Annotated in this window: 15 protein-coding genes and 2 pseudogenes; 2 read left to right on the top strand and 15 right to left on the bottom strand. The window is 34.9% G+C overall.

Annotated features, from left to right (window positions below; all coding sequences use genetic code 11):
• Positions 1-669: 669 nt before the first annotated feature.
• From CBF35_RS02620 to CBF35_RS02645, 6 genes and pseudogenes are all read right to left on the bottom strand, one after another.
• Positions 670-1,098 (bottom strand): annotated as a pseudogene (locus tag CBF35_RS02620) (Fur family transcriptional regulator).
• A 74-nt stretch (positions 1,099-1,172) separates the two neighbouring features.
• Complete coding sequence (locus CBF35_RS02625; RefSeq protein ID WP_126778334.1) at positions 1,173-1,715, bottom strand: GNAT family N-acetyltransferase; 543 nt, start codon at positions 1,713-1,715, stop codon at positions 1,173-1,175.
• Between the two features lie 101 nt (positions 1,716-1,816).
• A complete protein-coding gene (gene cysK / locus CBF35_RS02630) occupies positions 1,817-2,758 on the bottom strand; it encodes a cysteine synthase A (RefSeq protein WP_126778335.1) in 942 nt (313 codons plus the stop codon).
• A gap of 224 nt (positions 2,759-2,982) precedes the next feature.
• Positions 2,983-3,357, bottom strand: coding sequence for a RidA family protein (locus tag CBF35_RS02635; protein ID WP_126778336.1), 375 nt, complete (start codon positions 3,355-3,357; stop codon positions 2,983-2,985).
• On the bottom strand, positions 3,357-4,331 hold the full coding sequence (locus tag CBF35_RS02640; RefSeq protein WP_126778337.1) for a sugar phosphate isomerase/epimerase family protein: 975 nt from the start codon (positions 4,329-4,331) through the stop codon (positions 3,357-3,359). The genes CBF35_RS02635 and CBF35_RS02640 overlap by 1 nt, the downstream gene beginning before the upstream one ends.
• Before the next feature lie 6 nt (positions 4,332-4,337).
• A complete protein-coding gene (locus CBF35_RS02645) occupies positions 4,338-5,609 on the bottom strand; it encodes an MFS transporter (RefSeq protein ID WP_126778338.1) in 1,272 nt (423 codons plus the stop codon).
• A gap of 175 nt (positions 5,610-5,784) precedes the next feature.
• Here CBF35_RS02645 and CBF35_RS02650 point away from each other — a divergent pair, with 175 nt between their 5' ends.
• Together CBF35_RS02650 and CBF35_RS02655 are read left to right on the top strand one after the other, a co-directional pair.
• A complete protein-coding gene (locus CBF35_RS02650) occupies positions 5,785-6,447 on the top strand; it encodes a helix-turn-helix transcriptional regulator (RefSeq protein WP_126778339.1) in 663 nt (220 codons plus the stop codon).
• 75 nt (positions 6,448-6,522) lie between these two features.
• Positions 6,523-6,720: pseudogene (locus CBF35_RS02655) on the top strand (tyrosine-type recombinase/integrase); the annotation flags it as partial.
• Between the two features lie 336 nt (positions 6,721-7,056).
• Here the strand turns inward: CBF35_RS02655 and CBF35_RS02660 are convergent.
• The 9 genes from CBF35_RS02660 to CBF35_RS02700 all read right to left on the bottom strand — a co-directional run bounded on the left by CBF35_RS02660 (position 7,057) and on the right by CBF35_RS02700 (position 16,544).
• Entirely contained in the window at positions 7,057-8,913 is a 1,857-nt protein-coding gene (locus CBF35_RS02660) for an AAA family ATPase (protein ID WP_126778341.1), read from the bottom strand.
• 11 nt (positions 8,914-8,924) lie between these two features.
• A complete protein-coding gene (locus tag CBF35_RS02665) occupies positions 8,925-9,398 on the bottom strand; it encodes an ABC-three component system middle component 2 (protein ID WP_126778342.1) in 474 nt (157 codons plus the stop codon).
• A complete protein-coding gene (locus CBF35_RS02670) occupies positions 9,399-10,466 on the bottom strand; it encodes an ABC-three component system protein (RefSeq protein ID WP_126778343.1) in 1,068 nt (355 codons plus the stop codon).
• A gap of 276 nt (positions 10,467-10,742) precedes the next feature.
• The gene (locus tag CBF35_RS02675) at positions 10,743-10,847 is read right to left on the bottom strand and encodes a putative holin-like toxin (RefSeq protein WP_126778344.1); all 105 of its coding nucleotides are present in this window, start codon (positions 10,845-10,847) and stop codon (positions 10,743-10,745) included.
• A gap of 892 nt (positions 10,848-11,739) precedes the next feature.
• A complete protein-coding gene (locus tag CBF35_RS02680; protein WP_126778345.1) occupies positions 11,740-13,587 on the bottom strand; it encodes an ATP-binding protein in 1,848 nt (615 codons plus the stop codon).
• Positions 13,580-14,776 (bottom strand): SIR2 family protein, encoded by a 1,197-nt coding sequence (locus tag CBF35_RS02685; protein ID WP_126778346.1) that lies wholly within the window; start codon positions 14,774-14,776, stop codon positions 13,580-13,582. Before CBF35_RS02685 ends, CBF35_RS02680 begins: the two co-directional genes overlap by 8 nt.
• Before the next feature lie 110 nt (positions 14,777-14,886).
• Complete coding sequence (locus CBF35_RS02690) at positions 14,887-15,822, bottom strand: LysM peptidoglycan-binding domain-containing protein (RefSeq protein WP_170174694.1); 936 nt, start codon at positions 15,820-15,822, stop codon at positions 14,887-14,889.
• Positions 15,815-16,270, bottom strand: coding sequence for a phage holin family protein (locus CBF35_RS02695; protein ID WP_126778348.1), 456 nt, complete (start codon positions 16,268-16,270; stop codon positions 15,815-15,817). Before CBF35_RS02695 ends, CBF35_RS02690 begins: the two co-directional genes overlap by 8 nt.
• Before the next feature lie 70 nt (positions 16,271-16,340).
• Positions 16,341-16,544, bottom strand: a complete 204-nt coding sequence (locus CBF35_RS02700) for a hypothetical protein (RefSeq protein WP_126778349.1) — start codon at positions 16,542-16,544, stop codon at positions 16,341-16,343.
• Between the last annotated feature and the right edge of the window lie 36 nt (positions 16,545-16,580).

The following is a 16,580-nucleotide window of genomic DNA, read 5'->3' on the forward strand; positions in this document are numbered from 1 at the left end:
AGGCACGCCGCCAGCGTTCGTCCTGAGCCAGGATCAAACTCTCAATAAAAGTTTTGATAAGACCCGAAGGTCTCGCTCATTTTGTTTGCTAGCGAATTACTTCACTATATCAATTTTTCATAAAAAAATGTAAAATCTTTTGTGTGTTCTTCTACTAAAGAAGAACTATTACACATTTGGTTCGTCTTACTTTGTTCAGTTTTCAAAGGTCTACTTTTTGGCTCTTAACCAATCGTTAGCGTCTAGCTAACTTGTCAATTGCTCAGGTGTTTTACCAGTCCCTCACAACTTCTTAATATTATCATGGTTAGTTGTCATTGTCAACTACTTTTAAAAATTAATTTAATTTTGTTTTTCTGTCAAAACGAATTGTTTTTTCAGCGACAACTTTATTAGAATAACACAAGATTGTTTACCTTGTCAACTATTAATTAATAGTCGGTAACATCTCTCGGCCAACTGAGTTATCTCAGCGACATGTAATAATATACCAAGTCTTGAGACAAAAAGCAACTATTATTCTCACAATTATTATAAAAAAAAAGAAAGGCGAATGTTAGTTATCTATTTAAGATATTCCTTCGTGATCCAGCTCATAATAACTATTATGTCACGATAAACATTTGCAAAAAAAGAAACTCTAAGTTACTAGAGCCTCTTGTTCAAATCTTATTTATTTTGACAACTTGGACATAGTCCATATAGTTCCATTCGATGTTCGTTGATTTTAAAACCAGTTAATTGTTCAGTGGCTGCTTCCACATCTTCTAAGCCTGGATAATATGTATCAACGATTTTTCCGCAACTTTCACAAATGGCGTGATAATGTCGTTGAGAACTAAAATCAAAGCGGCTTGAGGAATCTCCATAAGCCATTTCTTGGACAAAACCAATTTTAGTAAATAAGCGTAAGTTATTATAAACTGTTGCAACGCTCATACTTGGGAATCATTCTACTAAGGCTTTATAGATATCATCTGCAGTTGGATGAGAATGACTTTCGATTAAAAATTCTAAAATAGCATATCTTTGTGGTGTAATTCTAATATCAGATGCTTTCAATCGACTAATTGCTTCTTCAACTTTTGAATGCGACATCTAACCCCTCCGTTCCTCTGTTATTACTTATAATATACTATTTATTTCGAGCATTAGCAAGGAATAATTCCTATCTAACAATGGTTCTCATTTAGTTTTCTCTTCCACTCATCTCGAAGAATTCCCATTTTGATTATATCAAAATACGTTTCTTCATAATAAACGGTTTTTCTAAGACGGCCCTCTTGTTTAAATTTTAAACTTTCTCCTAGAGCAATCATGCCAACATTTTTAGACCAGGTTGTATAGCCTAATCGTTGGATTTCAGGGAACTTGTTAAAGAGTTGATCGACCAGTTGCCAAACAGCAGATTTGCCAAAGCCCTGTCCCCAGTGCTTTTCTTCAAATATAACTAAACCAATTTCAAGCCAGCTCGTTTCACGGCTTTCCCAATAATAGGTCGTCGCGCCAATTAACAGCCCATTATGATAGATGCCCTGAACTTGCTCACTTAAAAAAAATGGTTTTTGCTCTTTGTTAAATTTATCCCAAGTCAAAGCTTCGTAAGTATGAAGGTAAGGCGCGTCATATTCTACCCAGAGTGGACTGCTAGATTTGTAACTAATTTCCCATAAATATGGCAATTCAGCTAATGTTATCTTTTTTAGTGTCACCATCTGTCTCAGCTCCCTTATTCATTATGCTAACTCATCTTCTGCAACAGAAAACCGAGCGCCTTAGAGGTATGCTCGGTTTTAGTTTTTCCTAATAAAGACTCTTATATAGAAGGAACTATTTCTTCTTCATATAAAGCTGTTGATAAATAGCGTTCCCCATTATCTGGAACAATTGCTAACACGCTCTTACCAACGCCGAGTTCTTTAGCAACATCTAGAGCAACTTTGATAGCAGCTCCAGCTGAAATTCCAACAAGGATTCCTTCTTCACTAGCTATCTTACGACCAACTAACATGGCTTCTTCACTACTAACCCCTCGAACTTCATCATAAGATTTAACATCAAGAACTTTCGGTACAAACCCAGCTCCAATGCCTTGAATTTTATGAGGGTGATGGGTCTTCCCTTGGAGGACTTGTGATTCCGTTGGTTCAACTGCAATAACTTTAACCCCAGGCTGGGCTTCTTTAATAATATGACTAACCCCTGTCACTGTCCCACCAGTTCCAACACCTGAAATAAAGGCATCGATTGGTAAGTCCCCAAAGGCTGTTAGTATTTCTTGGGCTGTCGTTTCTTCATGGATTGTCACATTAGCTGGGTTGTCAAATTGCATCGGCATGAAGTAGCCTGGTTCAGCAACTAATTCCTCTGCCTTAGCAATTGCCCCTTTCATCCCTTGGCTACCAGGAGTTAAAATTAAGCTTGCCCCGTAGGCTTTCATTAGTTTTTGACGTTCCACACTCATCGTATCTGGCATGACTAAGATAATTTTGTAACCTTTAGCAGCTGCCACCATTGCTAAGCCAATTCCAGTATTACCACTTGTCGGTTCAATTATCGTATCCCCCTCTTTAAGGGCGCCATTTTTTTCAGCTGCTTCAATCATTGATAAAGCGATCCGATCTTTCACACTGCCACCAGGGTTAAAAAATTCAAGTTTGACGTAAACATCGGCACTGTTAGCAGGAACTAAACTATTTAATTTTACAATCGGCGTACTACCGATTAAATCTAAGACTGAATTTACTATTTTTGTCATTATAAAGCCTCCATTTATGTTTTCAAATTTTTTCTTACTATTAACAGAGTATTAACAGCCAACAATCGAACGTGGAAAGAAGGCTGATAAACGCTTGATTTCCATGTCATTCATCTCCTCTACTTTGACTTGTTTCTACTATATATACTAACTTAAAATAAGAAAAAAGGCGAATCTTAACATCAAAAAAACCTTACTATTTTAATATAGTAAGGTTATCTCATTTATTTTACTGCAATGGCTTCAATTTCAATTAAAGCATCTTTCGGGAGTTTTTCAACTTGAATAGTGCTTCTAGCAGGAAATGGCGCAGTAAAGTAGGAGCCATAAATGTCATTAACTACTACGAAGTCACTTATATCATCTAAAAAAATGGTTGTTTTTACAATGTTGGACATGTCCATATTATTTGTATTTAAAATATGGTTAAGGTTTTCTAAACATAATTTTGTCTGTTCCTCAATTGTCGTTCCTATATTCCCTGTTAGTGCATCAATCGGTAATTGTCCCGATAGGTAAATTGTTGACTCTGTAAGAATTCCTTGAGAGTATGGTCCAATTGGTTCTGGTGCGTAGCTTGATAACATTTCTTTTTTCATTATTTTTCCTCTTTTTCTATTGTTTGACAATATTTTTTTCGTAACTGTTTGACATACTCCACTGATTCTTCAACACCTTTAGCTTGGGCCTTTAATAAATAGTCAAGATTGTGAGATTCCGGGTGATAGGTCCCCATTGGTTGAACTATTTCAGGATCAAAGTAAGGTTTTTCAATCTTAAACGCTCCTGTTCCAAGATACTCAACACCACCAAAACCTAAAGGCCGCTTAAAAGTTGAAACGTAAGGGTGGCACATCTCAATATTTATTCGTGTTAACTTAGTGTCTTTAACTAATTTTTTAAAACAGTAATCAGTGTCAATGTTTCCTTGACCGATGGGGCAACCACTGACTTTTAATTGATCGCCATCATGAATCACGATATGGTCTTTAAAATGAGTCGTTTTAGCGTAAGGGGCTAATAGATCTACTGTTTTTTTAGGGTCTTCCCAAGCCATCATGCCATTACCAATGTCACATAAACAGCCTACATTCGGGCTATTAACCGCTTTAATAACAGCAATCACTTCTTCAGCCACTTCCTCTTCATGATTTTCAATTGCTAAGTGAATATTTTTAGCTCGTAAGACCGGTTCAATCAGCTTAATTTTTGCGATTGCTGCGCTGGTTTTCTTTTGGTCAAACTCGCCTTTATTAATATATGTTCGAATCACATCAGCGCCTAGGTAGTCGGCTACTTCAATGACCGCTAACATCCGCTCTTCTTCGACGCCTCGCATATCAATTTCACAAAATAATCCATGTGCCTCTAATTTTTCTTTAACTGACCGTAAATGCTCTGGTTTATTTGAACCCAGGGTCCCCCAATCTGGATCAAGGTTTAAATCTTCAATAATGTTTATTTGAACCCCATCTAAACCGAGTTCAACTGTTTTATCAATGAAATCAAAAATATCCATGTACCCGTGTTGGAAAAACAAATGATAACTTTCTGTTTCAAGACCTAATTTCACAGTTATCTACCCCTTTAGTTTATTTTTTTTAATTCTTTTACTTAAATACAAACTAATAAAGAAACCAACTAAGGCAAAGCAAGCCATAATTGAAAAAACAATTCGATAGCCCATTAACCCTGGATACTTATCTAAAATACTACCGTAAAGAGTAAAAGCAAACATTGAAGGTGAATATCCTACAAGGCAAGCGACAGAAACAGCTGCACCACTGATTTCTTTTGGAATATTTATTTCATCAATTGGTGCAAAGAAGATTGCTCTTTGACTGAAAATAATACTACCAAATAATAATGTACATGCCATTCCTAAATAAATATTCATTGAACCATGTGGCAGTAAGATAAAGCCTACCATTACAATTGCTGATAATAAAAAGGTGAATTTTAAATATCCTGTTGCTGATTTAAATTTTTTATCTGTTAAGAATCCGCCAACAGGGCCTCCTACCATCTTTAAGCCATACTGATTAATAATTCCATAAGCACCGATTAGTGCAACTGGCATGCCGTAAATGTCTTTCAAAAAGGGAATAAAGTAAGTTAACCCCGCATAAACACTGTACACTGCAAAAATCATAAATGAAGCAATCCAAAGTTCGGGGATTTTCACTGCTTGTTTAGCACCTGCCATCGCCAAAGTTTTTTTGCTTATTTCTTGGCCATTCTCAGTATCAATGACTGGAGCATCATCTTCAACGAAAAAGTATGTAATAATTCCAACTACAATCGCTGTAATTGCAAAAAATAAAATTGCCGCTCTAAAACCAACTAGGCCACTACCTAGTTTGATAAAAATACCTAAGGCTGAAAATGCAATGATCGTATCAACAACTCCACGACCCGCTTCTAAAAAACCAAACATCCGTCCTTGTTCGTCTGAGTTACCTAATAATCGAACAGCTTTAATCAATACTGGCCAAAAAATAACTTCTGCGAATAAGGCCATCCCTGCCCATGAAGCTAAAATACCATAATAACCTGGGAAAGTTGCTAAGTATAAGCCAATAATACCAACACCAATCAACCCTACTGGTATTAAGATTCGTTTAGAAAAACGATCAGAAATATAAATCGAGAAAACATAACCAATTGTTTGAACAATTGCGTAGGCAGATAGCGCTACACCGATTTCAGTATGTGTTAGATGAAAGTACTCTTGCATTGGAATATAAAAAGCGTCTTTTAAAGAAGATAACTTAAAGATTGTACCACCAGCTAAGATTAGTATCGCTAAAGTAAACCATTTCTTTCTTTGCAGTTTTTTTGCTGTTTCCATTTTTCACGTTCCTTATCTATAATAAATTATTACAGATGATAATAAATTATTATCACTTGTTGTTTTTATTGTAAGGGGTATCATTTTAAATGTCAATACTTTTTTAACTAGCAACTTAACACGTTACATATTATAATCAGATATATCTTTAAATATACAAGAATGGAGATTTCTAATGCAGAATCATACAATTTTTTCTTACTATAAAAATCTTGTCCCTTTTTTACACGATGTTTTGGGTCCCAAAAGTGAAATTCTCTTACATGATATTAGCAAACCCGAAGCTTCAATCGTTGCCTTAGCAGGCAACTTAAGCAACCGCAACATTGGCGGTCCATTAACTGATATGGCATTAAAACAGCTAAAAAACAAAAAATATCTCACACAACCGGCTGTTACAAATTATAAATCTTATACTGTGGATGGAAAAACCTGTCGTTCTTCAAGTTTTTTCATTAAAGACGAGGACGATACCTTGATTGCTATGCTTTGTATTAATATCCTAGTTTCCGATTTAATTGAAATGCGGGACTTAGTTGATTCAATGATTGGCCTATCCACAGGTGCGACATCTCCTAACAGTGAACTAGCTCATTCTAATGATGAAAAATTAGGGCAAAACCTTGATGACCTAATGGGTTCCCTCATTCAAGATGTCCTTGAAAAGTACGATACTTCAACTAAAATTCTGTCTATTCAAGCGAAAGAAGAAATTATTACTGAGCTCAATCAAAAAGGTGTTTTTCTACTTAAAGGTGGAGTAGCCGAAGTAGCGAAATCTATTGATATGTCAGAACCTAGTGTTTACCGTTACTTAGCCAAAATCAAGCAAGATTAATTTCATAACTCATCAATCAGAAAAACCCCTTTAAACTTTGTAGTTGTTACTTTCTACAAAGTTTAGAGGGGTTTATTTAATTTCCACTCTTTCCGGCATACCCATGCCACGATGTTATTAGAAAACGGCGCCAAAATCAAAAGTATTCAAGATCGCTTAGGTCATTCTCGGTTAGCAACTACCATGGACACTTATGCCCATGTGACTAAAAAAATGCAGTCGGAAACTGTTGACCTGTTGGAACAAATGTTAGCTAATGAAAACAGATTATGAAAAAAAGTCCCCCAAATCTTCCCCCTAAACTTATTTCGTGGGGGGAAGAATGGGGGAAGAATTGATGAAAACGGCGAATATCTTTCACTCATTTTCAAACAAACCCTTGCTATTTCTGGTTTTCGTCCTCGTCCATTTTCAGAACGGCCATGAAGGCGTCTTGCATGAACACTCTATTTTATAAACTCTCATCTGCTCCCAAAACCTTTTAAAACGTTGTAATATCAAGCTTTTAAAAGATTCTTTTACTCTCAGCACAAGTCGTAAACTCCTATAATGGTTTATAAAAGTTTACTCACGGGCGTAAAAATGGCGGAAGGTATAAATTTGATTTCTTTAACTTCTATTAGGAAAGAAGCCAACTCGTCCTTCTTCTTCTCCATTAGTAAAAAAGTTTAGTTTTAACCCTTTAATTGTATTAAGCTCTTGTTGCGCTGTTCTGAGATTTTCAATAATAATGATTTGCTCTTCTTTAATTATTTCATTCAAATACTTAAAAAAGCTAATTTTAAGTTCATCGGGAACTTTTTCCCCAATATCATTTTTTCGTTTTCCATCGAAACTAAGTAGTGGCGAATCAAGTACCAGTATTTTAGGATATGGTAAGTCATTCCTTCTGCAATAGAGCATTATCGCTATCGATAATGCGGAATTAATAATCGCCGCATATCCTTTACCAAAGCTATTCTTAGCTTTTCCATTAATTATCAAGTCATAATTATCCTCAATATCAAAACTGACTTTTGCTGATTCAAATAATTTCCATTTTGTAAGTAGCTCAGAAACTATTTCACAAATGCTTTCTCTGATTGCCATTGTAAGTCTAGTATTATTTTTTGAAGTAGATACTTTTGAACCATTTTCTTTTTTCTTAAGAAGTTCTTCTTTTCTTACTGTTTTATCAGCAATCTTATTGTCTATATATTTCCCTTGATTCAACTTATCTCTATCAATTAAACGCTTTTGTAGTCTCTCTAATTTTTTCTCAATTTCATTTGAACTTAATTCAGATATAGTGTTTTCTAGCAAAAAAATTTGTGCTTGATTCTTGTCTTGTGTTTCTAATAGTAAAGCAGTTTTCTCTTGAAGTATATTTATAGTAACCTCTAGATCTGACATTTTATTTTCAATATCTTTTTTTTCTATTGAGATAATCTTTAAGAAATCATCTGAAGATTCTATTTGCCCTTTTGGTTTACTTTGTATTCCGCATATTGGGCAAATAACATTATCTAATTGATCGAAGTAGTATCTTGTTTCTCCAATAAAATCAATTCTACTATAGTCAGATTGATAGTTACTTTGGAGTAATTTGAATTTTTTTTCTAGTTTTAAATAATAATTTAACTCTTCCTTATGTTTCTCTTCCTTGTTACTGAACTCTTTTTTTTCTTGCTGAAGTTCTGATAGAAACTCTTTATCTCTTTCAATATCTTCTAATAAAATGTTTATTTCATTAGACACATCTATTTCATTTTCAAATACTGAGTTACTCACAATCTTTTCATAATCAGATCTATAGGTTTTCAGTTCTTCTTCTAATAAGTTGAGCTCTATCTCTATCGAATTAATATCTATTTTTGAGCTATCATCTACTGCAGAATGAATGTAATCGCTCCCCGTAACAATAGTTTCAAATGCAGAAACCGAAGCTGTTTTTTGATAACCTCCTGCTGCTTCTCTAATAATTGATTTTCTATTTACAATAGCAGTCTCACTTAATAAAGTTAAACCCGTATATGACCTAAAAGTAAAATTTTGTTTTTTACCGTCTTTACTTTTTAAATTTTTTTCATACGTAGCACCAATGTTATTGAGCATCATTTTTGATATATTATTTGGCTTAGTAGTGTGATTTTTACTGAAACTTTTTTTTAATTCTTTTGATAAATTACTGTATTCTGAATAATAGCAAGCTGTTTTACCGTCATAAAGACTTCTTTCAAGTGTGACATATTTATTAGCCGTTTTAAGTTCCATATAAATAAATTCATAGCCTTTTGCTTCATCAATACTTGGAGGCGTTTCATTCCCACCTAACATAAAATTAATTAAAGAAAAAATATAGCTTTTACCTGTGTTTGATGCACCATAAATTACATTAACACCTTTTGAAAATTTTATAACCGCATCTTCTAAACCATTTCCTGATACAACTAACTTATTAATTATATAATTATCTGTTTTAGCCATCTTTAACCCTCTCAATCAAACTCTATAAAAGTATGCCATGTTGTTAATTTTTCATTTACAAATTCTTGAAGTTCATTTTTTGTGAACTTTGACATCTCATTAACTACTAGTAATGTTTCACGACTTAAAATACTAAAATATTCACTTTCAAAATATGTTAATAATAAATGTGTTAACTGGTTTGCCTTGTAAGCTATAACATCATTTGAAATATCTACATCAACCAATCCTTTATGGATAAGCATATGAATTGCCTCATTTAAAATATTTTTTTTGGAATATAATTCTAGACCAAATGATGGGTTACTTGGATGTATATTCGGTCTAATATCAATATCCTCTTTCACTAAATCAGAGTGTAAAGACAAAAAATCATACAGGTTAAGCTCATCAGATGTTAATGACTTTTTTGAAAATTTTAAAATTAATAATACTCGTACGCCAATCTCAATATCACTATTGTATAGTTCTCTTTTATTTGTCATTTAATCTAACCAACTCACTTTTTCATCATTGACTAAGTCATGACACGCGCCCGACCTGTCATCTACGAATATATCAGGTAAATTTCTTGAATCAATTTGTATTGATCTAGCTATCTGTAGTACTTGGTTTACTTTTGCATAATTGCTTATATGATCTGTTTCCAAAACATCAATAATACCTTTATATATTGATGTTCTAAAATCCATAAAAACATTATCTCCTATGTACTCATCTCGAATAAACCGTTTAAGTGCAGTAACTGAAAAAAAGGCTTCCCGTTGTCTAACAAAATGGTTATAGTATTTCTTATGTTTTTTCAACTCTGAAATTGTTTCAATTTTTTTTGATAAGTCCTGGCTGTATACTTCGAATAACTCAACTACGTAGTTATTATTTTCTTCATCCACGTGTGGATCTTCCATTATTAAGCGAGGTCTTTTTTTTATTCCCCCTCCAAAACGAAATTTAAAATAAATGGTTTGACTATGCTGATCAATTATTGTATTTATCGAAACCTCTTTAATAATTGAAAAATCAAATTTTTCAACATGTTTTAATAGTTCGCCCTCTAATATGTGAACTTTATCACTGTTAATTTTAGTTTCACAGTGTTTTTTCCAATTGCTTATTAATTGTCGTTTTAAACCCTTTGGGTCATTTATTAAATCAGATAATTTTGTACCTATTCCCTTACTCGTTACTATATAATAGTTTTCAGGTACTCCATAATGCTTTTCATAAGTATAAACACATAACTTTCCTAATTCAGTCCAATACTGCGTAGGGGTTAATTTATTGTCATAATGTTTACACTGATAGATATCTATTTTACCATTTTTTAAATATCCTACAACGTCTCGCCCTTTATCTCCAGCACCACCATATAATTTAACCATACTATATATTGGCTTCAAATAGCCATAAGCCCATTCTGATACAAATTTTTCAAAATCATCTGGACTCATAAGGCTAATTCTATCAATTGGAGTTACTGGTATCCCCATGTTTAAATCATAGATTAGTGGAATTTCAGGTTCTTCTATGTCTACTTTCTTAATATTTCCCAACAACAATCACCTATCCTAGAAAACGTTTTTTAATATTATATTCATTATACCAATAATAAATTAATTAAGCTGACTTTTATCCATCTTTTTGTATAACTTCAATATATATTTTCAAAAAACAACTCTTTTTATCTTGTCTTACCACCATTTTCTTGCTATACTACAAGTGAAAAGAGAGCCTAGCTTTCGCCAGACTCCCTTTGTGTAGAACCGTGTAAGACGGTGACTTTTTTAGATTAAAAAAATAACCGCTAACTGGGTAAAGTTAATGCGCGGTTATTTTTTTTCGTCATTTTTTAGCAATTTAACCATTAAAGTAATTAAAGCAATGGTAAACATACCAAAGCCTAATATCACTTTAATTGTCTCATATGCAGACAAAAAGGCATTTCCTTTCTGAAGAGTACAGCACTTACTTTCATAAGCACCACCTCCCTTCCGAGATAGCCACCGTCATAACTTTTCTACGTTTTTAACATACCATATTTGAAAGGTTTTTCCTAGAATTTACTGTCCTTTCAACCTGTTTATATATTAAGTAATAAAAAAATAAAAGCTTATCCTTTTTCTGCGTACTTTAGTAATGAAGAGCTAATTGAGAGCCACGTAACTAATTTGCAAACACAAAACATACCTAAGTTGTGTTACGCGGCCCTTTTAGTTCTTTTTGTTGGGTCAATGGTAAATCTCTGACCGAAGGAACTGAGGGAATTTAAGGAATTGACGCATTTTTTAGCCTTATGCTGATTGGCTCTCAACCCCTGGTGTTGAGATGCCCCCTGGCGAAGGCTTTTTTGCTGTTCCTTTTTGGAAAAAGGAACGGTCTTTTCTTTTCTGAAATGTCTGAGTTTTAAGAAGCTGGCACAGCTTGCTAAAACTCAGGCATGTAAGACCTGTTTACGTGGGGCTGATGGCTAAACTTTCATGGCTGATTTTTTCTAGAAGTTATGTCATAACTTCTAGAAAAAATTGTCCCCCTTCCCCCCTCAAGCGCCCCATGACAATACTACATATTGAGCAGGGGGATGGGGGGAGTTCGGGGGTTTGGGGGCGAGGGGGGAAGGGGGACAACAGAGCCGGAAGTTTAGCTAATCAGCTACTATCTGTCTGCTTTTTGGCGGCTGCTTTCGGTGACAAGTCCTTGGGCATTTACAAGGACAGGCCCTTAGGCAAGAGGCTTAAAGTGATCGGTGTTCAGCCGAGTGCTTTAAAGCTCTTGCCGTTTATGATAAAAAGCCCGAAACGTCAGTTGACGGTTGGGGCTTTCAATTATTTAATTTTCTATATACCATTTTTCTGAAATCTTAGCACTATTGCCATCTGTATTTGGTTTTGCTTCAGCAAAACTTGTCAACATTGGTATTCTAATTGCAGAACCAAAAACTAATGCATTCCCCGTTTGTAAAAAAGTTAGTCTATCGATAGTTTCTCTATCAATATAAGGAACCATTCTAGATATATAAGCCAAGTCATCTGGATTTTGGATCCTGTGAACTATAAAATTACTACATTGTGAAACCACCGTTTTGGATAGATCACTCGGTCTTTGGGTAGATACACACAATAGAAACCCAAACTTTCTTCCTTCTTTTGAAATCCGTTGAAAGATATCAAAATCGTATGTTGCTGATCCAATACTGGTTTCTTTGATGTATCTATGCGCCTCTTCAATAAACAAATTAATTGGGCTATCTGCCTTTACTGCATGATTCTTTTGATAGTCAAGAATGATTTTAGATAGCACTCTTACTAACACTTCTGAAGTTGAATCATCGAGAGAACTAATATCTATATTAATCAGGTTATATTTTTTTATTATATCTACAAAAAATTCTTCTTTACTAGGATATTCTGTTTTACAAAAAATATTGCTAAAGGATGATTCTACTAGACTTTGCATTCTTGATACTAATGGGGCTGTATACTCTTGCACACGCTGACTATTCATACTTCCCTCGTATAAAACCGCAAATTTCATAGCATCTAAAAATTCTGATGTTGAAAAACGAATCTCTTCTTCATATTTTATCTCTTCAATTAACTGTGTATCTAGATACTCCTTCATAAACGCAATAACGTCCTTGATACTTGTAATTTGTCCATAATTTACAACAATACAATCTGCAATAGTTTCTTTTGCATTAATCTTCACCTCTAAATTTATCTCATCAGTTCCAAAATTAAGCAATAAGGTACTAATTTTATCTGATGTGGACGGCGAAGATTCAGAGCTAGTTAATAAACCAATAACAGTAGATGCTAACATATGATTTCTAAGCTTTAACGAATCATCTTTTTGTGAATATAACACTTTAACTATTTCCATTGATTTTCTTAAAATTGGAATTTGAGTTTTCTCAGATGCATTTAATAAAATTGCCCAATCGTCAACTGATAATAACCACACTGGAATTTCAAATTTTTCCCCTCCCGATAATGGTTTAACAAAAGAGCAAGCTATATCATTATTAATATTTTTCACTTCTGAAAAAGCTTGTTCATATTCTCCATTAGAATCAATTAGTATTATTCTGGCACCACTAGCAGAGTAGCCCTTTTTCAAAAATACATTCTGAATCATACGGGCAATTGAATTAGATTTACCCGCACCTGTATTTCCAAATATTGCGGAATGATGACCAAAAAATTGATCTACATCCACTTTGACATCATATTCTGAAAATAAAACTGATGTTCCTAATGAAAATGATGTTAATCTTGTGTTGCTTCCATCGACTATGACTTCTGAATCCTTTACAGCAAGCATAATATCCAATTCATCATTAGTTACAATATGGACCTCCGAATAAAGTAGAGGCATTTTTGAAACGCCAAAGTAAAAATTCTCATCAACAATTTCACCTACTAATTTTAAAGAAATCATACGACTAGAATTAGGTTTTGCGAGTGGCGCACTACTAACGTGCTGCGAACTTTCAGCAGACAATACTTCAGCAATTAACGTTCTACCAATTTCATATATAGATACGTATGTACCAATTTCACCAACAAATCTCGTACCATCAAATGTATTAATATGATTGTCAATCCCATTGTATATCTCGCCCAATATTATCGAGTTTTTTATTAAGATTAGTCTACCAATTGCACGATCACTCATCCTCTTCTCCTCCATTTGATTTAATATTATCAAATAGTTTGCTCAACTTCTCAGTCATTTCCTGCTTATCACTTTCTTCACCAGGGATTAATGGCATTAATTTCTCAACAAAATTATTGAAATAGTGAATTTTATCGTCAGAGTTAATTATTGTAATTCTACTATCATTCATTTCTTTAATTTTCCCAATATTCGTATTAAATAATTCACCATTTTCATTGTACTCCGTTTCGCCTAGTATAATCAGTCTAAAAGATGGTATGGATAGGTTATTAAGTATTATTCTGTTGATATGGTCGTCACCAAAACTATACCCCAATGTTACCAAGACGCTATTCTTGCGCTTAAGATTATCTTGAAAAGACCGCATTAAATCAGTATACGGAACCATTAATGTGCTTCTGTCTTTCAACGGCGTAGGGTAAATCATTACTCGCTCATGTGTTGTCATCTCTTCATTTTTAATTGGAACTTCGGTTATTGTGTCATTGTTTTTTCTCCACGATATTGATCCGTGTATTTTATATAAATTATAGAAATGATCAGCACGATTCCAGACGTCTTTATTTAAATTCATATTGTCTACATACATATACTGGTAAATATTTGGGTTGAAAGTTCTTGTATATGACCCGGTAAAGCCATTATTGTAAATAAAACTTAATTCATCTAAAGCTTTTTCATTATACATGTCATAGTTAGTTGTCACTATATTAATAGGGGTTTTACGATTGGTCGAAATAGTTTTCAAATAAAATGATTTATATACATTTTTTAGTTCATCACAATTCATGCCACTTAATATTTTTTTTATAATAAAAGCTTTTACAATTTCAATTTTTTCATCAATTTCTTTTTCCACTTCACTAATTAAATTGACTTGCTTGACAGAATTCATAAAATCCATTAGCTCTTCTAAATTTTTATTGACTTTATCCTCAATTTTTGTGCCTAATATTGTAAAATTGGGGTTTTCTTCTATAAAATCACTAAAAAGGCCTGCCATAGTTGAAATGGCTGTCTCTTCACCGTTCTTATAATAGCTAGAACAGCCAGCTCCCATAAGAACTGACAAGTTTTCCATTTGTAATGCCTGAGAGATAACCTTTTTACCATCTTGAACAGATTTATCTAATTTAACTGCTCCTTGGTAAAAATTTATTTTATCTGTGCTTTGCTCGTTTGCCATCCTTATCACCCTTTTCTAAAAATATGCCTTAATTATACCACGCATATATATATTTTTAGTATAAAAGTGATATTATGGTTTATTAAGTCCATAAGAAACAAAGATATTCCTCAATACCTCAACCTCAACCCCCCATAAATTCGGTTCCCACTTAACCCATTCAACTCCTTTAAGCGGTTAAAACTAGCCCCATCACCGTATAACTTAAAGGCAATGTCCCACAAATTATCCCCCTCTTGCACAAGGTACACCCGCTCTTTAACTTTGCCATTGTTAATCACTAACTCTTGGCCAACAATAATCACATCCCAATTCCGATGATTAGGGTTTAACCCTTGCAACTCCCGTAAACTCATTCCATACCTCAAAGCAATCTGACTAGCTGTTTCACCTCGCCGGACTAGGTGGCTATGCCTTCCAGACCCTTGACTCGTAAGCCCGCTGCCACCTGTCAAAAAACCTAACGACCGACCACCCATTAACCGGTTCAAATCGAGATTACCACCATAACCACGTAACCGCCCACGATCTGTGTATTGATGCACATCACAAGGATAACTCGGCTGACTCGTCACACTGCCATTGTTCACGTTCACACCATAATGGGGCAACCAAACACCATCAAACTTACTAACCTCAAGCTTAAACCGTTGGTACAAATGATGGCTCACATAAACCCCCACTCGCTCAGCACCTAAGCTTTTCAATTCCCACCGATACGCTTCCACCCCCTGAGCCATCTGAGGCATTGACTCCTCCTCCACATCTAACCACCAAAAGCTTGGGGCAAAGTCTTTGCCACGCTGATAAAACCGCCTTGCCTCTGCCTTCATCTCTGCCACACTCCGTCCTCGCACCCACGCATAAACCCCAATCGGCACCCCTCGCTTTTGCAACTCCCGAATATGGGTCACGAAATGTTTATCCCGCCGTTCCCCACCAAACTGCACCCGAATAATCCCATATGAGACCCCTTGCGCCAACAATGAATAATCTATCGCCGAAGGACGTTGCCACTCTGACAAGTCCACTATCACCTTACTCATCCTCATCTAGCCCCTTTCTTTCAAGACCTTTCCTCGGCTCTTCCGTTTTTAATTGTTCAAAAAATTGGCTCAAGACAACTGGCAACGGAATAATCTTCCCCGTATGCTCAATAAAGGATAACCCCTCCTTGCCAATGTAAAACCACAACGTCAACTCCCGTAACGGCAAACTCGCTGGCAATAAACTCTGAGCTTGGAACGCCACTGCCACAACAACAAACATCACCACCTTGCGAATCACGCCCCAAAACATAATCGAACTATCTAACCTTTTTAGTTTGACTGCCACTAGCACCCCTAAAAGATAATCCGTCACCATCATCACACTTAAAAATTGCAACCCGTGATCCCAACCACCTAAACTGCCACCAATTAAACTGACAAGGAGCACCACCCATTGACTGATCCCTCGCTGACTGCCGAGCATTGATACCCAGACTACTTTCATCACTGCCTCCTTTTTTCTAAAAAAAAGAACCTATCTCATAAGAAATAGATTCCTGACTTACTTGTATTCACTAAATCCGTACAATCACTCGACCCCTCTGCCCTCGACCACCTTTAATCATCATCGGTTCCGGTAAGGTTTGATAATCATGACGCCCTTGACCACCTTGACTTAAACTGACACGCCTAAAATGTACATTCATCAACCGGTGCAACTGAGCTTCCGTTTCTGTTTCAAGATAAATTTTTTTTGAATACATGCCGACTAAACGCATCGCCTTATCCTTTCCATTCCCTTGACTAAAGACAAC

Origin of the sequence: Vagococcus salmoninarum, assembly GCF_003987495.1 — a bacterium.
Classification (GTDB): domain Bacteria; phylum Bacillota; class Bacilli; order Lactobacillales; family Vagococcaceae; genus Vagococcus_D; species Vagococcus_D salmoninarum.